Annotated in this window: 20 protein-coding genes; 14 read left to right on the forward strand and 6 right to left on the reverse strand. The window is 59.7% G+C overall.

All coding sequences use genetic code 11. The features are described from left to right. Positions 1–362: 362 nt before the first annotated feature. The 6 genes from asnB to SCM96_04690 all read right to left on the reverse strand — a co-directional run bounded on the left by asnB (position 363) and on the right by SCM96_04690 (position 7,458). Positions 363–2,261 carry an asparagine synthase (glutamine-hydrolyzing) gene (asnB, locus tag SCM96_04665; protein MDW7759914.1) on the reverse strand — a complete coding sequence of 633 codons (1,899 nt, stop codon included), beginning with the start codon at positions 2,259–2,261 and terminating at the stop codon, positions 363–365. After that, positions 2,261–4,063 carry a hypothetical protein gene (locus SCM96_04670; GenBank protein MDW7759915.1) on the reverse strand — a complete coding sequence of 601 codons (1,803 nt, stop codon included), beginning with the start codon at positions 4,061–4,063 and terminating at the stop codon, positions 2,261–2,263. The genes asnB and SCM96_04670 overlap by 1 nt, the downstream gene beginning before the upstream one ends. 68 nt (positions 4,064–4,131) lie before the next feature. After that, on the reverse strand, positions 4,132–4,908 hold the full coding sequence (locus SCM96_04675; GenBank protein ID MDW7759916.1) for a prepilin peptidase: 777 nt from the start codon (positions 4,906–4,908) through the stop codon (positions 4,132–4,134). After that, on the reverse strand, positions 4,896–5,759 hold the full coding sequence (locus SCM96_04680) for a hypothetical protein (protein ID MDW7759917.1): 864 nt from the start codon (positions 5,757–5,759) through the stop codon (positions 4,896–4,898). Before SCM96_04680 ends, SCM96_04675 begins: the two co-directional genes overlap by 13 nt. A 20-nt stretch (positions 5,760–5,779) precedes the next feature. Further along, complete coding sequence (locus tag SCM96_04685; protein ID MDW7759918.1) at positions 5,780–6,544, reverse strand: ABC transporter permease; 765 nt, start codon at positions 6,542–6,544, stop codon at positions 5,780–5,782. Further along, positions 6,541–7,458 (reverse strand): ABC transporter ATP-binding protein, encoded by a 918-nt coding sequence (locus tag SCM96_04690; protein ID MDW7759919.1) that lies wholly within the window; start codon positions 7,456–7,458, stop codon positions 6,541–6,543. Before SCM96_04690 ends, SCM96_04685 begins: the two co-directional genes overlap by 4 nt. Positions 7,459–7,583: 125 nt before the next feature. On the opposite strand from SCM96_04690, the gene amrB reads away from it, so the two are divergent. The 14 genes from amrB (at position 7,584) to SCM96_04760 (ending at position 21,239) form a co-directional block, all read left to right on the forward strand. After that, positions 7,584–8,831, forward strand: coding sequence for an AmmeMemoRadiSam system protein B (amrB, locus tag SCM96_04695; protein ID MDW7759920.1), 1,248 nt, complete (start codon positions 7,584–7,586; stop codon positions 8,829–8,831). Positions 8,832–8,869: 38 nt separating this feature from the next. Beyond that, positions 8,870–9,715 carry an agmatinase gene (speB, locus tag SCM96_04700; GenBank protein ID MDW7759921.1) on the forward strand — a complete coding sequence of 282 codons (846 nt, stop codon included), beginning with the start codon at positions 8,870–8,872 and terminating at the stop codon, positions 9,713–9,715. A 43-nt stretch (positions 9,716–9,758) separates the two neighbouring features. Further along, positions 9,759–10,643 (forward strand): hypothetical protein, encoded by an 885-nt coding sequence (locus SCM96_04705; GenBank protein ID MDW7759922.1) that lies wholly within the window; start codon positions 9,759–9,761, stop codon positions 10,641–10,643. 400 nt (positions 10,644–11,043) lie between these two features. Further along, positions 11,044–11,325, forward strand: a complete 282-nt coding sequence (locus SCM96_04710) for a DUF3467 domain-containing protein (GenBank protein MDW7759923.1) — start codon at positions 11,044–11,046, stop codon at positions 11,323–11,325. 88 nt (positions 11,326–11,413) lie between these two features. Next, the gene (locus SCM96_04715; GenBank protein MDW7759924.1) at positions 11,414–11,611 is read left to right on the forward strand and encodes a hypothetical protein; all 198 of its coding nucleotides are present in this window, start codon (positions 11,414–11,416) and stop codon (positions 11,609–11,611) included. A 120-nt stretch (positions 11,612–11,731) separates the two neighbouring features. Continuing rightward, positions 11,732–12,730, forward strand: a complete 999-nt coding sequence (locus tag SCM96_04720; protein MDW7759925.1) for a substrate-binding domain-containing protein — start codon at positions 11,732–11,734, stop codon at positions 12,728–12,730. Then, positions 12,730–14,262: a sugar ABC transporter ATP-binding protein gene (locus SCM96_04725; GenBank protein MDW7759926.1), complete on the forward strand. Its 1,533-nt coding sequence runs from the start codon at positions 12,730–12,732 to the stop codon at positions 14,260–14,262. Before SCM96_04720 ends, SCM96_04725 begins: the two co-directional genes overlap by 1 nt. 12 nt (positions 14,263–14,274) lie before the next feature. Beyond that, positions 14,275–15,249 carry an ABC transporter permease gene (locus SCM96_04730; GenBank protein MDW7759927.1) on the forward strand — a complete coding sequence of 325 codons (975 nt, stop codon included), beginning with the start codon at positions 14,275–14,277 and terminating at the stop codon, positions 15,247–15,249. Continuing rightward, positions 15,246–16,292 carry a GHMP kinase gene (locus SCM96_04735; protein ID MDW7759928.1) on the forward strand — a complete coding sequence of 349 codons (1,047 nt, stop codon included), beginning with the start codon at positions 15,246–15,248 and terminating at the stop codon, positions 16,290–16,292. The genes SCM96_04730 and SCM96_04735 overlap by 4 nt, the downstream gene beginning before the upstream one ends. Before the next feature lie 81 nt (positions 16,293–16,373). Then, positions 16,374–16,982: a Spy/CpxP family protein refolding chaperone gene (locus SCM96_04740; protein MDW7759929.1), complete on the forward strand. Its 609-nt coding sequence runs from the start codon at positions 16,374–16,376 to the stop codon at positions 16,980–16,982. A 154-nt stretch (positions 16,983–17,136) separates the two neighbouring features. Further along, positions 17,137–19,326 carry a DUF6600 domain-containing protein gene (locus tag SCM96_04745; protein ID MDW7759930.1) on the forward strand — a complete coding sequence of 730 codons (2,190 nt, stop codon included), beginning with the start codon at positions 17,137–17,139 and terminating at the stop codon, positions 19,324–19,326. A 103-nt stretch (positions 19,327–19,429) separates the two neighbouring features. Beyond that, positions 19,430–20,125 (forward strand): hypothetical protein, encoded by a 696-nt coding sequence (locus SCM96_04750; GenBank protein ID MDW7759931.1) that lies wholly within the window; start codon positions 19,430–19,432, stop codon positions 20,123–20,125. 98 nt (positions 20,126–20,223) lie between these two features. After that, the gene (locus SCM96_04755) at positions 20,224–20,628 is read left to right on the forward strand and encodes a hypothetical protein (protein MDW7759932.1); all 405 of its coding nucleotides are present in this window, start codon (positions 20,224–20,226) and stop codon (positions 20,626–20,628) included. Further along, on the forward strand, positions 20,625–21,239 hold the full coding sequence (locus SCM96_04760) for an HAD family phosphatase (protein MDW7759933.1): 615 nt from the start codon (positions 20,625–20,627) through the stop codon (positions 21,237–21,239). Before SCM96_04755 ends, SCM96_04760 begins: the two co-directional genes overlap by 4 nt. Positions 21,240–21,361 lie beyond the last annotated feature (122 nt).

The raw sequence follows: 21,361 nt of genomic DNA on the forward strand, positions 1-21,361 counted from the left end.
AAACTTATTGAAATAGCTATAATTACTAAAATTCATCAGTTTGGAAAATTCGTTAGAACATCAATTTTTCCCATCAAAAATGATTGTTTAAGCCTCATGTCGACTGGATCTGTGCAGCGAATTTTCTCTTTACTCAAGTCAGATGGTGCTGCTTAATAAATTTCTTACGTTTGGGTAGAGACATGAAGATCAGTATTGCTTCAGAAAAAGGCTTTTTAAGGCCTTGGCATTGAAACCCTGAATGAATTGGATATGTTTGCCGAAAAAGATTTTGATGACCAGATTCATCCGGCGGGGATCCGATAGAAGCTTGGTTTGAGAATAACCCAAGCGGGAGCAAAGGCTTTATCGGCCTTAGCCGACTATTTGAGATAAGCTTCCCGCCACATTTCGAAAACAAGAAGCGCCCAGAGCTGGTGGCTGAAGTTCTCGCGGCCTTCGCGGTGGGCTTCGACCATCGTCTGAACGGCCTCGGGCCGGAAGAGACCTCCGGCGCGGATCCGGCCGAAATCGAGGTAATGGGTGACGAGCCCGCGCAAATCCTCTCGCAGCCAGTGCTTGATGGGAATACTGAAGCCTTCCTTGGCGCGATAGAGGGTTTCGTGCGGCAGAAGACGTTCGAGGGTTTTCTTGAAGATCCACTTCGTCGTCATCCCCCGGAGCTTCATGTCGCCGGGAAGTGAAAAAGCGAATTCGACGACTTTGTGGTCGAGGAGCGGCACGCGTGCCTCGAGTGAAGGCGCCATGCTCATCCGGTCGACCTTGACCAGGATATTGTCGGAAAGATAGGTCATGAGATCGATGTAGAGCTCGCCGTTCAGGGTGTCGAGGCGGCCGGCTTTGTCGAGAACGGTTCGGAACGATTCGCGATCGGACAGATCCGGCGGACCGCCGGCCCTCCCGGCGAAATCCGGCGTATATAGGGCCGTTTTGTCGCTCAGCGAAAGAAACATCATCCAGCGCATGTGCCGCATTGCAGCCGGATGGTCGAAGCCCTGGGCGAAGCGGCGCATTTTGTTCCAGGCGCCCTTTTTCTTGGACGCGGGCGGGATGCGCCGGAGCAGCGGCCAAGCCGCCCGGGCCGCAAGCCCGACACCGAAGCGCCGGGCGATCTTCTGCGCCAGGTAGTGCTCGTAGCCCCCGAAGACCTCGTCGCCGCCGTCCCCGGAGAGGGCCACGGTCACTTGCTCACGGGCCATTTTGGAAACGAGATATGTCGGGAAGATGGAAAAATCGCCGAGCGGCTCGTCGAGGTGACGGATGAGCTTTTCGGTAAGTTCAAGAGCCTGGGGCTCGCAGATGAACTCCTCATGCTCGGTTTCGAACTTTTGGGCGATCCGCCGGGCATGCTCGAGCTCGTTGTAGGATTGATCCTTGAATCCGATGGAAAACGTCTTGAGGGGCGAGGCGCCGAGTTCACGCATCATCCCGACGACGGCCGAGGAATCGATGCCGCCGCTGAGGAAGGCGCCCAGGGGAACGTCGCTCACGAGCCGCATCCGGACGGCTTCCTTGAGGAGGGCGTAGAGTTCATCCTGGATGTCTTCGAGTCGCCGCATTGGCTTTTCCGCCGCGGCATCCGCCTCAGGAATATCCCAGTAGCGCTCCACCCTGATCCGGCCCTTCTCATAAATCAACATGTGCCCGGCCGGGAGCTTGTAGATGTTCTTGAACATCGACAGCGGGGCGGGGACATATTCGACCGTGAGATAGATATCCAGAGCTTCGGGTTCGAGCTCCCGCCGCACACCGGGATGGGCGACGACCGCCTTGAGCTCTGAGCCGAAGACGAGCGATCCGTCCGGAATTTGCGTGTAGTAAAGCGGCTTGATCCCGATCCTGTCGCGGAAGAGCGTCAGCGACTTGTCCCGGCCGTCCCAGACGGCGGTTGCGAACATGCCGCGCATGCGGCGGACGACGTCCCGGCCCCATTCCTCGTAGCCGTGGAGAACGGCTTCGGTGTCCGTCCGCGTTTTGAAGATGTGGCCCCGGCCCTCGAGCTCTTCACGCAATTCAAGGAAATTGTAGACTTCCCCATTGTGGGTGATCCAGATGCGGCCGTCCTCGTTGGCCATGGGCATCCGGCCGCCGTCGACGTCGATAATGGCCAGCCGCCTCGATCCGAGTCCGGCGCCGGCTTCGACGTGAACACCGCCGTCGTCGGGTCCCCTGTGAACCAGCGTCCCGCACATGGCCTCAAGAATTTCGCGGGAAACGGATTCACCCTGGGGGGATCGGGCGATGCCGCAGATGCCGCACATCAGTCTCTGGGGGTGAGCACAAGCTCGAAAAAGACGCCGAGATTGCGCCGTTCCTCGCTCTTTTCGTCTTCGAAATAGGGGATGGAGGCTTTGGAGGCCCCGATCTTGATCCGGTGATGGTGATTGTATCCAATGCGGAAGCCCGTGCCGACGGGAAAGACGAGTTCACGCCTCTCCCGGGGCTGAAGGACGACCTTTTGGGTTTTCCGTCCGACTCGGACGCGGACGGTGTTGTCCCGCCGCACGTTGTTGGTCAGCCGGACGGTGATCTCCCTGACGGGGAAATAGGTCTTGAGAACCATCTCGGTTGTTTTGGCGCCCAGCGTCCAGAGGCCTTCGGGCTCTTCCTTACGGTTGAAATTGTCGTCAAGAAAGTGAAGGATCCCGTCATGAGGCGGTGTTCCGCAGGGAACGCGGAATCCGTGAGGGTTGGTGTTGGTCGGGAATTCGTTGACCAGGGTCATCTCGAGCGGCAGAGCTTTGACGGGGAATTTCTTGGCGTGGGCGGCCGGGCTCATCGAGGACTGGAGCGGAGAGAGAATGAGCGGGGCGATGAAAACGGCGGCCATGGCCCAGATGGCGACGATGTGCCTCGGCCGCACGGTCATCGCGGGCAGGAAGAAAAACAGGGGATAGATGTTGAGGAAATAGCGGTTGGCGACCGATCCGCCTCCACCGCCGAAATTTGTCGGCATGAGAATGAGATAGATCAGGATATGAAGGGTGAGGGCGGCCAGGATGAGCCATTGATAAGGTTTTTTCGGCGCCGCGAAAAACAGGATCAGGAACAGGACGGCGGGAAAGAAGTACCAGGCGAGGCCGGTGAAACGCCCAAAGACATAGTAAAACACGTTGTAAATGAGGAACTTGGGGGAGACGAGGGCCCTGTCGAAATAGTCCTCCGAGGTCATGGCGTGTCCCGTGGAATCGAAGGTCACGTCGCTTTTTTCGAGGGGATAGACGAAGTAGAAGGACTTTCTCTCTCCGCCCATGAAATTCCAGTCCGAGGTCAGAAGATAGTTGGCCCCGAATAGAACCGCCGCGCTGGCCAGAAAGAACACTCCGGCCAGGAAGGCCTTGCCGATCTTTTTCTGCAGAAGCAGTCCCAGACCGATGGGGATCATGAGGACGATGTTGGGCGGCTTGGAGAAAACGGCGATTCCGGCCAGGAAAGCCGCCAGATAGTCGGAGGAGTCGGACAGGAGGAACGCCTTGAGACGGCCCGGCCGCATATCGTCCCCCTCGGCCGGATCTCCGGCTTTTTTCTTGTATCCCCACAGAAACAGGACGGAAAAAACGAGGAAGAAATTGAAGAAATCCGGTGCGATCCAGAAATAATAGACGTATCCCGCCGTGGCGAAAACGAAACTCGAAACGGCGAGAAGGGACAGCCCCGGCCGGCTGGACCTGGAAAACCAGGTCAATCCCATGAGGAGGACGAGGAGAAGGCCGAGCGCGTGAAAAACGAAAAACCCGTTGACGCCGAACAGACGGACGAAAGGCGCGGCGAACAGGGGATAAGCGAAGGATTTGGCGTAAAAGATCCGGCCGTCTTCGGCTTTTTTCAGGAAAATGCCCATAGGCCCGGCTGCGTAGGACTGATAGTAACGGGCCAGGTCTTTCTTCGTGTATTCGAGATCGCCGTCGAAGGCGATGCTTTCGGTCATGGCAAAATAGACGGCCTGGTCGGCGAAAAGGAATCCGTTGACTTTGGACGGATGGTTGACGAACAGCGCGAAGCCCAGGAAGACGGTGAAGACGGCGATCAGAGCCAGGAGGGCCTTCTGTTTTTCTTTGAGCATGGCCTCTATCGAATACCACATTTTCAGGCGGAAATACAACCGAGCTTCCTCTCCCAACCCAAGCAACGTCAGGGATAAAGGGAGAGGTAGGCGGTGATGATGGCGTCGCCCCAGACCATGGCGACGAAGGCGGCCGGGGCGAGGAAGGTGCCGAAGGGCAGGGCGAACTGCAGGTTTTTCCTGCCGAACTTGATGACGGCCGCGCCGACCAGCGCTCCGGAGAAGGAAGCCAGAATCAGGGTGAGCAATGTCGATTTCCAGCCCAGAAAGGCGCCGACCAGAAGCATCATGGTCACGTCGCCCATGCCCAGGCCCTCCTTGCGCCGCAGCAGGAAATAGGCGCCGTAGACGAAAAGCAGAAACCCGGCCCCGACGACCGCGCCGATGAGGGCCTGTTTGAATGTCAAATCATCCCGAAGGGCGGCATAGATGAGAGCCAGCGCAAACCCCGGAAGCGTGATGACGTCCGGCAGGATCTGGTGAAAATAGTCGATAACCCCAAGGACGATCATAGCGCTAGTGAATAGGGCTGCCGCGAAGAAATCCAGTGAGAAAACCCCTCCTCCGCGCAGAAACACCAGAACCAATCCCGAGGCCGTCAGGAGTTCGACGAAGGGATAAACAGGAGAAATCTTCTTCCGGCAGGCCCGGCACCGGCCGCCCAGAAAAATGTAGGACAGAACCGGGATGTTGTCCCAGGGCCGGATTCTCTTGCCGCAGCCGGGACAGGACGACGGCGGCTTGAGCAGGCTCATGTCGCGGGGCAACCGGTGGATGACGACGTTGAGAAAGCTCCCCCAGGCCAGGCCGAAGATCCCCACCAGGACTGCGTTTACCGTTTCCATGGGCTGGCCGCCGCCTTCACAGTCCCGGTTTCCGGGTCGTAGAGATAGGGATTCCCGTCGAAATCCATGGGCACTTCTCGCAGCATCCCGGCCGTGACGAGAGCCTCCAGTGAGGCGGGATTCCGTCCCCGGCTTTCGCGATAGGCGGAGATAACCTTTTTCAGGGCCTCGGTGTCGATGGCCGCCTTGACCTGATAGAGATGGTTGGTTGCGATCCTGCGGACCCGGTCTTCTTCGGCCGTCCGGTAGATGTCGAGCCAGGTCTCCCAGGCCGTGCGGTAGTCGGAGACCCGGAAGATGGCGTTGGCGTGCAGGCGTCGGACGAAATCGGGTGCGCCCGGAAGATCCATGGCCGCCGCGAAATAGCGGCGGGCCGTCTCAAAGTCCTTGACCGTCATCTGGGAGATGTGCCCGGCCAGGAGCGGGATGATCCAGTTTTCTGGCATTTTTTCCATGCCGCGGTCCAGGATGCGGTAGGCCAGCGGGACGTCCCGGGCCTCATGGACGGCGATCAGGGCGCCGATCTCGTAGGGATCGATATATCGGGGATCGAGTTCGGCGATGATGCCGTAGATGTGATCGAGATAGTCGAAACGGTCGGCGATCCGCGTGTCGCCGTAAAACTGAATGGACCAGATATAGACGAGATCGGCCGCAAGCGAATTGTAGCCCAGGGTGGCGTATTTCAGGAATTTTCCGGACGGCACGTAGATGATCGAGGACCCGGGGATCTTCTGCCGGACGATGTCGTCGGTCCGGACCTTGACCGCCGTGAAGCCGGCCCCCGTCGCCAGGAGAAAAGCGGCCAGCAGGAAGCCGGAGCGTTTTCTCTTTCGGGCCTCGGCCGTCATGTTTCTCCCCGCCTCCTCCATCAAATGAAGTCCCGGCGCCTGAAAATGAGGACGGCCAGGCCCAGGATGAACGCTGTATAGAGGAGGCCGTAGAGAACGGCCCAGGCATGAATGCCCGCCGGGATGGCCAGGCCGTGGACGACCTCGGTCTTGAAGTTGAAGTTTTCGAGGTCGGGAAGGACCATGTAGAGGAATTGAACCAGGGTGCGGCCGAGTCCGGGCTTGATCTTCCGGATCAGAGCTTCAAGGCCCCAGGACATGTGCCCGATGACGTAGAAGGAGAGGGAGAAGATCGAACTCAGGATTGGAGTCGAAAATGTCGAAAACAGGATGGCCACGGCGGTCAGCAGAATGAGTTCGAGAAAGATATAGGCCACGGCGACGAACATCGCCCATTCGACCCGGAAGGTGTGGAGGAAGAGCAGGACGAGAAAAATGAGCGTCATGAGGCCGGTCATGACGGCCAGGGTCAGGACGAGGCCGAGGAATTTACCCAGGATGAATTCGACCCGGTGGATGGGTTTGGAGAGAAGCGTGAAGATCGTCTTCTTGTCGATTTCCTTGTAGACGAGGCCCGTGCCCATGAGGATGGCCATGAGAACGCCGAAGATCGAGATGGAGGCCAGACCGACGTCCATGACGACCTTGACTCGGTCGCCGACAGTCAGGATGGCCAGCACCCTCGACGCCGCAATGGACAGCGCGGCGAAGAAGAACAGAAGATAGAGGATGCGGTCCCGTTTGGCTTCTCGGAAGGTGTTGAGGGCGATCACGGCGACGGTCATTGCTTTTTCACCATATCGACGAAGATGTCTTCGAGCGTTGCGGTCCGCGGCAGGAGAGAGACGATCCGGCCCTTTCCCCCCCGGGCCATGTCCAGCAGGCGCTCCACCATGGCCTCGTCGAAAAGCTTGAGCAGGGCCTTGTCGCCGTGGATGGACACGTTCTCGCCGAGACCGGCCAGGTCGCCGGGATCGAAACCGGAAACCGTCGCTTCGGTGAAGAGGACTTTCTCCGAAACGAGGTCGTGAAGGCGGCCCTGGCTGACGATCCGGCCGCCGACGATGATCGCAACCCGGTCGCAGATCATCTCGATGTCCTGGAGGATGTGGGAAGAGAGGAATACGGTTTTCCCTTCCTTCTTGAAACGGACGATGATATCCCGGATTTCCTTGCGGCCCAGCGGATCAAGCCCGCCGAGCGGCTCATCCAGGATGACGAGGGACGGCTCGTTGATGAGCGCCTGGGCCAGCCCGATTCGCTGGAGCATGCCGCGCGAAAATTTGCGGAGCTGGAGATCGGCCGCGAGTTCCATGCCCACGAGGGCGAGAAGGCCGCGGATCCGGTCCTCTTTCTCCCTGGCCCGCAATCCGAAAAGGTCGGCATAGAAGGAGAGAAATTCAACGGCCGTCAGGTAGTCGTAGAAATAGGGGTTTTCGGGCAGGAAGCCGACCCGCTCCCTGGCTTTGGGAGAGAGATGGGGCGTCCCCAGGACCGAGATCGATCCCGCATCGGGAAAGATCAGCCCGAGGAGACACTTGATGGTCGTCGTCTTCCCGGCGCCGTTCGGGCCGAGATAGCCGAAGATTTCGCCCTCATCGACGGATAGGGAAATGCCTTTGAGGATGTCCTTTTTTTTCGGGATGAAGCCGAGACTGAACGATTTGTGGAGATTTTGGATGTCGATCGCTTTGCCCATGATCAATCCTCACCCCTATCTTAGCCAAGGTGGCCGGCTTGTCAATATCGATTCGTGAATGGATCAGGGCAACCCGATTCCTTGATCTGATGTATAATGCCGGATCGAGAGAGGCTTCGATTCCGATGACCGACCCAAAACCCGGCCCGGCGCCCCGCATGAGGCAGGACCTGGAGCTTTTTCCGATGAACCGCGGCGGCAAGCGCGCCGTCGTCCTCCGCGATCCCCTGGGGCTTTTCGCCCGGCCCGTTCTGGTCGAGGGTCAGGCTCTGGCCCTTCTGGGCCTCCTCGACGGCAGGCGGACGGCGGAAGACATCCAGTTCGTCTTCACCCGGAATTCCGGCGGAGTTTTCGTCCAACGCGAAGCGATCCAGGGCATGATCGACGAACTCGATGCCGCCATGATCCTTGACAGCCCCGCCTATCGCCGGGCCAAAAACAGGCTGATCGAGGAATACGAAGGCCTGGAGATCCGTGAAGCCTGCCTGGCCGGGCAATCCTATCCCGAAGACCCGGACGAACTGACTGCGTTCCTCGATGAGATCCTCAGCGAAGGCCGCCTCTCGGAACCCGGCCCGCACGCCCCGCCTCTGGCCCTGGCCGCTCCGCACATCGATATCCGCGTGGGGAAAAAGGTCTACGGATCGGCCTACGGCGCCCTTGGCGGGATCTCTCCGAAAACGGTCGTTCTTCTGGGAACGGGACACAGTCTGGAGGGCGGGTATTATTCGCTGACGGAGAAGGATTTTCAAACTCCTCTGGGCCCTGTCCGGACCGACCGCGACTCTGTCCGCAGGCTGCGCCGCGCCGGCGTTTCCGCCGTCGCCGCCGGTGATCTGGCCCATCGCCGCGAGCATTCCCTGGAACTTCAGGCGATCTTTCTCAAGCGGCTCTTCGGCGAAGATTTCACGGCGATCCCTATCTTGTGCGGCTCTTTTCAAGGCGACCTCGACCGCGTCTCCCGACCAAGGGAAATCGCCCGGGCGGCCGCTTTTCTGGATGAATTGAGAACGATCGTTTCGGAGGGCGGCCGGGATGTCTTCTGCGTCGCCGCGGTGGATTTTTTCCACATCGGTCCGAAATTCGGCCATGACGGCTCCGCCGAACGCTATCTTTTTGAGGCCGAAGCCCACGATGCGGCGCTCCTGGGGAGCCTCCTCGCCGGCGATGTCGCCGGCTTCTGGTCGGAGAATCGCCGTGTCCGCGACCGCTTCAATATCTGCGGTTTTTCCTCCCTGGCCTCGCTCCTCGATATTCTCCCGCCGGTCGAGGGCCGCCTGCTGGGCCGCGATGTTTGGAGGGAGGAGGAAACCCGGTCGGCCGTGAGTTTCGCCGCCGTCGCGTTTCACGAAAAGACCGAGAACAGTGTATAATTCAGGCCAAGATCCATGAAGGAGACCGGAGGTTCGAGATGACGGATTTCGGCGGCGCCAAAAAGCCGATCGAGGAACACCCCGATTATGCGATCGCCGTCCTCGGCGTGCCCTTCGACGAAAAGTCCAGCTATCTTCGGGGCGCATGGGGAGGGCCGCGCGCCATCCGGGCCGTCTCCACGGGCAAGTGCTATTGCGCCTATACTGAACTTGGCGTCGACCTCGAGGCGGACACCGTCCTTGTCGACCTGGGCGATGTCGATGTGTCGGGCGATCCCGACAAGACTTTCGCCCTGACGGAGAAGGCCGTGGCCGGCATCGTCGGCCGTGGCGCCGCCCCCATTGTTCTGGGAGGGGACCACTCCATCACCTACCCCGTCGTCAAGGCCGTCGCGGAGAAATACGGCCGGCTCGATATCCTCCATTTTGACGCCCATCCCGATCTCTACGACGCCCTCTACGGCGACCGGCTGTCCCATGCCTGCCCTTTCGCCCGGATTCTCGAGGACGGCCTGGCGGAGAATCTTGTCCAGGTCGGTGTTCGGGTGATCCTTACGGAGCATCGCGAGACGGCCCGCAAGCACAACGTCCGCATGATCGAAATGAAGGATATCGATGCCGCCCCGGCGCTTTCCTTCGCCAATCCGCTTTACATTTCCTTCGATCTCGATGCCCTGGACCCGGCCTTCGCTCCCGGTGTCTCTCACCACGAGCCGGGGGGTCTCTCGACCCGGCAGGCCCTTCGCATCATCCAGAGCCTGAAAGGGCGGATCGTCGGCTGCGATGTAGTCGAACTGAACCCGGACCGGGATCCCTCCGGCATCACGGCTGCCGCGGCCTTCAAAATCATCAAGGAAATCGCCGGGAGAATCGTCCGGCCTTAATTCATAAATGTCTTGACGCGTCATGACGCATGGAGGAGTCGAAATGATGAAGTACGATTTAAAGAGAACGGCAACCGCCGTCTTTGTCCTGGGAGCCATGTCCGCGATTTTTCTGCCGGCGCCGCCGGCTTTCGCCCAGGACAGAAGAGGGGTGATCTACGAGCTGGCCCTGGAGCTCGAACAATTGGCGGCCGGACTGGCCGAGTCGAGTTTCCAGAATTTCCGCGGCCGGAGCGACGAGATCACGGACCAGGAACAGGCCGTGCTCTTCAAGTCCGAAGCCTTTGCCTCGACGGTCCGTCTGTTTCTCCGTCTGACCGAAGAGCGGGCGGGGTATTTCGGGACAGGATTCCTCAGGACGAACCTCTACAACGCCTTTCTCTATATCGTCCAGTCCTTCCGGGAGCTGGAATCCGAAATGAGGCGCATCAGCCTGATGCCCTATGCGCTGTCCGATTGCCGGAAGATCCTCGACCGGATGGACGGGGAATTCAGCCGCTGGCCGGCCGCCGACAACCTGGCCTACCTTCACCAGAAATACGTCAAGGCCGCCGATGACTCCGTCTACCTGATCGAACGCCGGGGGACCGGCCGTTACGTCCGCCGGGCCTTCAAGAACCTCGAAAGCATCTACAAATACAACTATGACGCCAACAGAGGCGCCGATCCCTGGAAATATCTGGTCTCCGTCGAAGAAAGCACGTTGAGGAAAATGGAGGAGGATTCCATGATCGCCCGGACGTTCGAAGGGGCGATGATCATCGAGCAGAGCAAGCGGAGCAATCGTCCGGTCTATCGCATCGAGAACGGCAAAAAACGCGGTGTCGCCAATCCCCAGGTCGTGGAGAGGCTGGGCGGCTGGAAAAGGGTTTTTGAAGTTCCTGCCGAAGTCATCGAGGCTTATCCCGAAGGGGAGATTCTTCGATAAGTGCGCCGTCGACGCCTCGCCGGCCGGGAATAGAATCCCCGGAAAGCCGAGTTCCGGCGCGGGTTCTTGATGCAAAAACGTTTGCCGGCAATGAGGACGGGATCTTCAGGACATGAATGCGAGCGTAACGCCCTGTGAAGGGCGGGCTGTTGTCAGCAAAAGGGGGGTTGATGATGGGAACCAAAAAGGTGGGGGCTTTCTCCAGCCCGCACAAGAAAGCCATCATCATTATAACACCGTTTTTTCAAATGTAAAGAAATATTTTCATTTTTTTAGAATTTTTTATCTGATGTATTATCTATTGTTTGCGATCAATATTTGCTTTTTTTTCGATAAATATCTGGTATCGGGATGAAATCAGATCGAATCCTGATCGCGTCCCGGGAGGGAAAGGAGCCCCATGGAAGAAAAAAAGATCGACATCAAGGTTGACGAGCACGTTGCGCTGGGCCAGTATTCGAACTTGGCCGCGATCCGCCACGCCCGCGAGGAATTCATTTTCGACTTCGCCTTTCTCTTTCCGGACGGACCCATGGGAAAGCTGGTCGGACGGATCATCCTCAGTCCGGCCCATGCCAAGAGGTTTCTGCAGGCGCTCGAGGCCAATATCCGACGCTACGAATCCGAGCACGGCCCCATCGTTCCGGCCGATACGCCGCCCGTCGGCGGATTCGTTCAGTGAGGAATTGAGAAATCCGGCTTGACACGGACCCTGTTTTCGATTAACAATTCAGCATCGAGGCAATCAAATCCACCTGGGAGGATCAGAAATGGCTTATGAGTACAAAAATTCCAAGGGTGTGAGTTACTATCTCCACTCCAAGGCCGTCAGTCTCAAGGGCGGACGTATTCAGACGATCTATTACTTCGCTCGCGACATCCGGCCCGAAGCTCTGAACGAAGTGCCCGCCGGCTATCAGGTCGTCGAGACGGCCAAGACGGGCATGCCCATCCTCAAGAAAAAGTAACGGGGTCGGGCCGCGGTCCGGCCCGAAGACGCATCATTTCCCGCCGGCGACATTCAGCCGCCTCCGTTCGAGGCGGCTTTGTTTTTGACCGGGAATGTGAGGCCGAGGTATACTGAGATCATGTCCGGACGAAAATCCGTCCTTCCGATCGTTCTCCTCTTTTCCCTGGCGCTGCTTTTGTCCTGCGGCGGAAAATCCGGGGAAGATGCCGGAATCACCGAACCCGGCCGGATGAGAATCGCCGTCATCCCCAAGGGAATGACGCACGAATTCTGGAAAGCCATCCATGCCGGCGCGCTGGAGGCGGCCCGGGAACTCGATGTCGACATCATCTGGAAAGGACCTCAGAAAGAAGACGACAGGTCCCAACAGGTGATGGTGGTCGAGGACTTCGCGAACCGCGGTGTGGACGGCATCGTCCTGGCCCCCCTCGACGACCGGGCCCTCGTCCGTCCCGTCCGGGACGCCGCCCGGCAGGGGATTCCGGTTGTGGTCATCGACTCCGGCCTGCAGGGCGAACATCATGTGAGCTTCGTGGCCACGGACAACTTCAAGGGAGGTGTCTTGGCGGCGCGCCGGCTGGGCGGTCTTCTCGGCGGCCGCGGCGATATTTTTCTTCTCCGCTACCAGGTGGGGTCGGCCAGCACGACCGAACGGGAACGGGGATTTCTGGAAACGGTCCGGAAGGAATTTCCCGATCTCCGCCTTCTTGTCCAAGATCAGTATGCCGGCGCAACCACGGAATCGGCCTATCAGCTGGCTGAAAACCTTCTCAACCGGTTTCCCGGCGTCCAGGGGATTTTCGCCCCCAACGAATCCAGCACGTTCGGAACGCTCCGCGCTCTCCAGGATTCCGGGCGGGCCGGACAGGTCCTGTTCGTCGGCTTCGACAGCTCGGCCAAGCTCGTTCAAGGACTTCGCGACGGCCATCTTCACGGCCTTGTTCTTCAGAACCCGATGAAAATGGGATATCTCGGCGTCATGACTCTGGTCGCCCATTTGCGGGGGGAACCTGTGGATCCTCTCATCGATACGGGCGTTTTCCTGGCCACACCGAACAACATGGACGATCCGGAAATCGTCAAGCTGCTCAATCCCGGTCTTTCCGGCCTCGATTAATGAATCCCTCAGCCGACAGCCCTCCTCTCCTGGAGATGCTCGGCATCAGCAAACATTTCGGAGCGACCCAGGCTCTGGACGGCGTGGATTTTGTTTTGCGACCGGAAGAGGTTCACGCGCTCGTCGGTGAAAACGGGGCCGGAAAGAGCACCCTGATCAAGATTCTGAGCGGTGCCCTGAATCCCGACTCGGGACGGATGCGCATCCGCGGCCGGGATTATGCGCCCGCATCCCCCCTCGACGGCCGGAGGGCCGGCATCGCCGTGATCTACCAGGAACTGAACCTGGCCCCCCACTTGACCGTGCTCGAAAACATCATGCTGGGCCGTGAAATCGGCCGTTCGGGCTTGCTCGACCGCCGGGCCATGCGCCGGGCGGCCCGGGACTCGCTGGACCTCGTCCATCACCCGGAGATCGATCTCGACGTTCCGGTCCGGAAGCTCGGCGCCGGCGCCCGGCAAATCGTCGAAATCGCCCGGGTTCTTGCGGGCCGGGCCGGGATTCTGGTCATGGACGAGCCGACGAGCTCCCTGAACAAGGAGGATGCCCAACGGCTCTTCGCCGTCATCCGGACACTCCGGGCCCGGGGTGTCGGCGTCGTCTACATCAGCCATTTTCTGGAAGAAGTCCGGGACATCTGTGATGTCCTGACCGTTCTTCGGGACGGCCGCAAGGCCGGCTCCGGGCCGATCGCGGATTTTTCCATGGACGACATCATCAGGCTCATGGTGGGTCGGAAAATCGGCGAAATGTTCCCCCGGCGAGAGCGCCGGACCGGCGAGGTGGTTCTTCGTTCCCGCAGGCTGAAAAGCCGGAACATGAGTTCCGAGGTCAATCTGGAACTGCGTTCGGGCGAGATTCTGGGGATCGCCGGACTGATCGGCTCGGGCCGCACGGAGTTTCTTCGCGCCCTTTTCGGATTGGACGACCGAACCGGCGGGGTCATGGAAATCCGCGGCGGAGAGTTGCCGCCGCTCACCCCAGGCGAAGGCATCCGCCGCGGCCTGGGCTTCTTGAGCGAAGATCGCCAGGGTGAAGGCCTGGCGCTGTCTCTCTCGGTGGCCGACAACCTGACCCTGGGGCATTTTGCGCCGTTTGTCCGCGCCGGGCTGCTTCGTCCCGGACGGCAGAAAAAAGCGGTTGTTGACTGGATGCGGAAGATGACCGTCAAGGCCCGGGGGCCCGCCCAGAAAGTCTCGGCGCTTTCCGGCGGAAACCAGCAGAAAGTCGCCCTGGCCCGGCTTCTTCACCAGGAATCCCGGATCCTGCTTCTCGACGAACCCACGCGGGGAATCGATGTCGTCAGCAAAACCCAGATTTACGAGTGGATCGCGGCGCTGGCCGCCGAGGGCAAATCGGTGATCTTCGTCAGTTCCCATTTCCCGGAACTTCTGGGCGTCTGCGACCGGATCGCCGTTTTTCACCGCGGTCTCCTGGTTGAAGAGAGGGATGTTTCCGGCTGGGATATGGAAGCCTTGACGGCCCGCGCCGTTGCGGGTTTCGGAGGGGGCAGAAATCCGGTCCAAGCATAGGGAGGAGGGGCCATGAATCCGGAAAACCGGCGCCGTTTCCAGTCGGCGCTCAACATCCTCGGTCCTTTTCTCGGACTGGCTTTCGTTATCGGGCTGTTCGCCGCGATGCCCGAGATCCGGGAGAGGTTCCTGATGATGGGCAACATCAAGAGCGTGGCCGCCCAATCCGTCATTGTGGCCCTGGGCGCTCTGGGCATGACCCTGGTCATCATCAGCGGCGGCATCGATCTTTCGGCCGCCTCAAATATCGCCCTTTCGGGCGTGATCGCCGCCTACGCCGTCGATCGGGGGCTTCCTCCGCTTGCGGCCGTCATGCTGGGTGTTTTGACGGGCGGTCTGGTCGGTTTCATCAACGGCGGCTTGATCACCCGCTTGAGGCAGGTGCCTTTCATCGTGACACTGGGGATGCTGGGCATCGCCCGGGGGACGGCCAAATGGATCGCCGGAAACCAGAAAATCGATGCCCCTCTGACCTGGGTCAACGAACTCATGGCCCGGTTTCCCCAGCCGGAATGGCTGCTTATGGCGCCGGGCATATGGATCATGATCATTCTGGCCGCGGTTCTGGCCGTCGTTCTGAAATTTACGGTTTTCGGCCGCCATGTCTTTGCCGTGGGGTCGAACGAGGCGGCCGCCCGGTTGTGCGGCATCCGGACGGACAGGACGAAAGTCTGGGTCTACACTCTGTCAGGCCTGTTCTGCGGGTTGGCCGGGATCATGGAATTTTCCCGGCTGACCGTCGGCGATCCCACGGTGGCCGTAGGTTTGGAACTGGACATCATCGCCGCCGTCGTCATCGGCGGAGGAAGCCTCCGGGGCGGAGAGGGGAGCGTCCTGGGGACGATGATCGGCGTCTTTATCATGGCCTTTCTCCGGAACGGATGCACCATGATGGGCTGGCCGAACTATATCCAGGAAATCATCATCGGAGCCGTCATTGTGGCCGCCGTCAGTATGGATCGCCTGCGTCACGGAGATTCGACATGATGTCTTCCCGCTGGATCCATGCCCGCGCTCCCCTGCGCATCAACGACATCGGCGGCTGGACCGACACCTGGTTCGCCCGGGATGGCCATGTTCTCAATATCGCCGTCGGGCCGGCCGTCGAAGTCCAGCTCCGAGCCCGGCCGGTCCGAAAAGGCGAGAAGCCCCGCATCCGGATTCATGCCGAAAATTTCGGCCGGGTTGTGGACGTTGATCCGGAAAACCCGGGCGAAGGCCCCCATCCGCTGTTGCGCCACGCCGCGACGGCGATTCCGGCGCCGCAGGGTCTGGATATCGAGGTCGCCGTCTATTCGCCGGTTCCGGCGGGCATCTCCGCGGGAACGTCGGCCTCGGTCTGCGCGGCGATTCTGGGAGCTTTCGACAGGCTGTCCGGCACCGGATACGGCCCGGAGGATTTCGTGCGATTGGCCCATGAGGTGGAGACCGTGAAACTCGGTCTCCAGAGCGGTGTCCAGGATCAGATCTGCGCCGTTTACGGCGGAATCTGCGACATCGCCATGGCCGGATATCCGCAGGCCCGGGTCCGGAAGCTCCGCCTTCGCCAAAATACGCTGCGGGAACTGGAACGCCGGCTTTCCCTTCTTTATCTCGGAAAACCTCACGATTCCTCCTCGGTTCATGAACAGGTCATCGCCCGGCTCGAATCCGGCCGGGAATCGGCGCGCGTCGAGGCGCTCGATACCATGAAGGAACTGGCCCTCCGGGCGGCCGGGGATCTCGAGCACGGCGACCTGGAGGCCTACGGCCGGGCCATGATCGAAAACAACGAATGCCAGAGGAGACTCTCCGAAGACCTGATATCTCCCGAGGCCGATGCCGCCGCCGGGATCGCCCGGGCCTGCGGGGCATCGGGCTGGAAGGTCAACGGCGCCGGCGGACGGGGAGGATCCATGACCATCCTGGCCTGCCGGGACGATTCCGCCAGGCGGCGGATGATCGTGGAGGTTGAGGCCCGGGGCGGAGGGATGCGCTTTCTCCCGGTGCGGATTTCCGAAACCGGTCTCGAAGCCTGGGACGTCGCCTGACGTTTCCCGTCTCCGGCTTTGCAAAGGAAACCGCCTCCGCCGTGTCTAATAGGATGTCGAAAATAATCAAGGAGGTTGACAATGAAAAAATTCGGTGTTGCCGCGGCGGCTCTGGCGATGTTCCTGACCCTGGCGCTGATTCCCGCGACGGCGGAGGCCCAGCCGGCCCGATGGGCGGGAAGGGCCATGATGACCGCGGATCCGCTGAATCTGACTCCCGAGCAGGAGGAAAAAATCGAGGACCTCTGGAAAGCCCGCATGGATAAAATGACGGCCTTTCAGGATGAAATGATGAAGCTCCAGCTCGAAATGGACACACTCATGCGCGACCCCAAGGCCGATGCGAAGAAAATCGAGGGGCTGATTGATCGGATGTCCGCGCTTCGCGCCGAGCACCAGAAAGAAGCGCTCCGCCACCGCCGGAGTGTCGAAAGCGTGCTGACTCCGGAACAGTTGGAGAAGCTTCAAACTTTCCGCGGCCGGTTCGCGGGCCGGGGTATGATGCCGGGCCGGGGCGGCGTCGGCATGGGGCTGATGCCGGGAATGAGAGGAATGGGGGGCGGATACTGTCTTCTAGGTCTGGATGGTTGGGACGGTTATCGTGGCCACGGTTTCATGGACCGGTCTTTTGGCCGGGGTATGCCCGATCGGGGCCGTCGACCCGCCCGGGGCATGTGGCGTCGCTGGTAAAAAGTTTTCTTTACTCCAAAGGGGACGGTTTCCGTCCCCTTTTTTTTTCACATGTCCTTCAGACAGGACAAAGTCCGAACCCTGAAGGGGCGAATCCCCCCTGAAGCAAGCTTGGTATGGATCTTGCATTCTATGAGGCTGAAAGGAGAAGACGATGAGAAAAGCAAGCCTGGTTTTCATCGGCATCCTGGCCGCCGTCCCCCTGGCTTTCGGCGGCGCCTCCGAGGAATATTACGGGAACAGTTACGCCCGGATGAACTATGTCCAGGGCGATGTCTATGTCCAGAGAACATCGGATCTCGGCTACGAAAACGGCGAGGTCAATCTGCCCGTTGTCGAGGGCGACAAGATCGGAACCCGGGACGGCCGCGTGGAAATTCATCTCGGGAGGAACAACTATCTCCGCCTGGGGCCCAACACCGTTGTGGATGTCGTTCGTCTTCCCCGAAGAGGCGATGACCGCATCAACATACATGTCATCGAAGGCGGCGTGTTTCTGAGAGTCAGCGAACTCCCGGTCGAAAAGGGCATCGAAGCGCACACCCTTGACGCTTCCGTCTATGTCATCGAGGAAGGACTGTATCGCATCGAGGCCGGCGTCTCGGGCGGAAGCGAATTTTACGCCTACGAGGGATCCCTGGAGATCGCCGGCGAGGAAGGCTCGGTCATCCTCAATGCCTATGAGAGACTTCACGCGTCGAACGGCCGTTTCATGTCCAATCCCGAGTTTTTCCGGGCCGGATCGGGCGATTTCGAGAGATGGAACGTTTCGCGGGACGACCTCCTGTCGGCCAGGTCAGGCAGCCGCTATCTCCCCTCTGAAATTTACGAATATGAGGATGAGTTGAACCGCAGTGGGCGCTGGGTTTACGAGCGGCCCTACGGATATGTCTGGATTCCTCTTCATGTCCAGGTCGACTGGAGACCCTACCACTACGGCCGGTGGGTCTGGTATCCCGTCATCGGCTGGACCTGGGTGTCTTCGGAACCCTGGGGCTGGAGCGTGTACCGCTACGGCCGCTGGCACTGGAGGCTGGGACTCGGCTGGTACTGGATTCCCACCCGGCATTGGGGACCGGCCTGGGTGCACTGGCACTGGGATGCCCACTATGTGGCCTGGTCGCCGCTCAGCTACTACAATTACCCCGTCGTCATCATCAACAACCGCTTCTACGACAGATACAGCGACAGGCACTACCCCGTCCATTCCCGAGCTTTGACCGTCGTCCACAGGGCCCAGCTCCAGTCGCGCGCCGTTCATAGAAACGCCTTGAGAGCCGACCGGGTGTCCTCGCTGAGCGCCGTCAATCTCCGGGCCCGTCAGCCTGATATCCGTCCTTCGATCGACCGCTCGAGCGCGGTCTCGGGAGTCGCCAGGAACGTGCTGTCCAAGAGCTCCGTCCGCCCGGTGGAACGGCCATCCTCGGTCTTCAGCCGATCTTCGCCGATGCCGGTTCGCAGGCTGTCGTCTTCCGGTGAAGCCCCCCGTTCCATCCGGGAACGCGCCCCGGCCGCCTCACCTCAGGGCCTTTCCCGGGCCGGCGATCCCGTCCGGAGAGAGGGATCGGGATCCGCTCCCGGGCGAATCGGTTCATCCGAAAGCCCGAAGCCCGAATCTCTCAGGCGTCTCCCAGAGCCCGGGGAGACCATAAAAAGCTATCCGCCCCGCTCCAAGCTGCCGTCCTTCGGGCAGCCGGCCAGGCCCGTCTCAGGCGAGGAGAAGAAGGGCTCCGTGCCGGAGCGCAAAGGCGAGCCTCCGGCTCAAGTCAAAAAAGACCCGGACAAAACGGTGATGTCGACCCGCAACTCGGCGCCTTCGTCAAGATCCGAATCGGCATCCCGACTCCGCATTCCTGAGCGACCCAGCTCGAGCCGTGTTGCGGCGCCGTCGTCCACCCGCTCGGCGGCATCGCCGCGAAACTCGGGGTCGACATCCCGTCTGCGAATTCCCGAGCGGACAAGTTCGAGCCGGGTTGCGGCGCCCGCATCGTCCACCCGTCGACCGGCGACATCGCCAAGCTCCGGATCCGTGTCCCGTCTCCGCATTCCTGAGCGGGCAACCTCGAGCCGTGTTGCGGCCCCGTCATCCGCCGGCCGCTCTTATTCGCCTCCGGCCTCAGTCACGAGATCCGGCTCCGCCGGTCGTTCGTCCTCACCGCCCCGGTCCTCGTCTGTGCGATCCGGATCGACGAGCCGCTCCTATTCGCCTCCGGCCTCGTCGGTGAGATCGGGCTCCTCCGCTCGTTCGTCCTCGCCGCCGGCTTCGTCCATTAGATCGGGCTCGGCGTCCCGTTCTTCCTCTTCAGGTTCGTCCCGGTCTTCAGGGGGTCCTAAGAAAAAATAGGCCATTTTCTTCTTTACTTTTTGATTTCTCAATGCTATAAATGTCCTCTGATGCCTGACTTGGAGTTCTGTATGGAGGTTATCTGATGCGTTCCGAGAAAAATATGATCCGATTCGTTGGACTGGCTTGCTGCCTGGCTCTCCTGGCTGCGGGAAATACCGGCTGTCAGCAAGAGAGTCATGAGGTGGAGGAAGTCAAAGAGTCCGTGACCGAGCTCACGGGCGTCGTTCTGACCGCCTTAGGCATGTATATCTATGTCGCTGAAGCCTCCGGCTATGACATTGCCGTGGCCGGGGAGCTGGACACGGCCTCCCTGATCGGCAAGGAGCTTCGTTTCAAGGGCGAGCTCGTTGAAAACCGTCCGTACATCTTCCGGGCCGACACCATCGAAGTCAAAACGGAAACCGGAGCTTTTGAAAATATCTTCACGCGGACGGAAGAGATCGATCTCGAGGACACGTTCAAATTTGAAACCCGCCAGGACTTCGAGGCTCTGAAGATCACCTCTCCCGCGAACACCCAGGAATGGGAAGGACGTGAACTCGGCAAGGTTCTCGGCAAGCTGGAGAAGTCCGATAACGGGAACGTCCATATCGTTGTCTACAACGACCGGGACAGGGAGATCGGACGCATCATCGTCGACGACATGGCCGACTACGCCGAATACTATGTGAACAAACTGCGCCTCTACGATAAATTCTGGTTCTATCTCAGAATCAAGGATACGGTGGACAGAGCCGCGCGGACGAGAACCCGGGAAATGTTCACGGCCGATGTCCTGTTCACCGGTCTTTTCTGATCCGGCCGGACACCTGTTCTCATCCGGAGCGACGGAAATTCGGACGACGGAGTCCGGCAGGGCCGGGTCTCCGGCGAATTCATAGGGAGGGATAAATCATGAAAATCGCGTCCATTCTCGGACTGTCTTTTTTGGTTTTGGTTTCAGGGTTGTCGGCGGTTTCCCACGAAGCCGGCAACGCCAAGGTCATCGGAACCTGGGATCTTGAGATCTATGCTGAAGGCCAGTATTTCTACCTCACCATGAATCTTCAGGAGAGCGAGGGCGTGTTGACCGGCACGGTCAGCGAGCAGTCGGGATTCTTTACCGACAGCCCGCTTTCCGAGGTGACCTTTGACGGCGAATTTCTCTCCTGCCTGGCCTCCGTCCCTTCGCCGCCCGAGGGAATGGTCCTGTCCTGGTGGATCAGCCTTAAAATCGGCGAAGATGTCGCCGAAGGCTCGATTTCCAATGCCGATATCGGCCTCTCGGCCTCCTTGTCCGGAAAACGAACGAAAAAGTGAACGGCATCCGGGCCGTCATCTGCGACCTGGGCCGCGTCATCCTCTGGTTCGACAGCGGTATTTTTTATGAAAATCTGGCCCGCCGCTGTGGAATTGCTCCGGATCAGGTTCGTGAAGCCGCCTATCTGGGCGGAAATCTTTACGAGGCTTTTGATCGGGGGATTCTAACCCCGGAGGAATTTCATCGCCGCTACCGGGGCAACTTGGGGATCGAGATCGACTGCGAAACGTTTTTCGAAGATTATAACGCCATATTCTCCCTGAACCGGCCCGTCCTCGATGTTCTCATCGGGCTGAAGCGGGTCGGAACCGGGCTCGTTCTCCTGTCCAATACCGACATCGAACGCTTCGGATACATCCGGAGGACATTTCCGGAGATCCGGATCTTCGACGATTATGTTCTGTCCTATGAACTGGGTCATTTGAAGCCCGAGGCCGAAATCTATCGGGAAGCCGTGCGCCGTGCCGGGTGCGCCCCGTCCTCATGCCTCTTTATCGACGACATGGAGGCCAACGTTCGAGGCGCCGTCGAGGCCGGCCTCAAAGGGGTTCTCTATACCCCGCAAACCGACTTGGCCGCAGAACTCCGCACTCTCGGCCTGGATGTTTAGGGACCGGCAAAAACCGGCGAGATTAAGAAAAATCAACAAATCATAAAAATATCCTGAAAAACTGTTGACAAACCCGAATTCGGGGTATATATATCTATCATTCAATCTACAATATTTTGTGC

The sequence above is a fragment of the Acidobacteriota bacterium genome, from assembly GCA_033549365.1.
In the GTDB taxonomy this organism is placed as follows: Bacteria; Acidobacteriota; Aminicenantia; order Aminicenantales; family Saccharicenantaceae; genus JAWSUF01.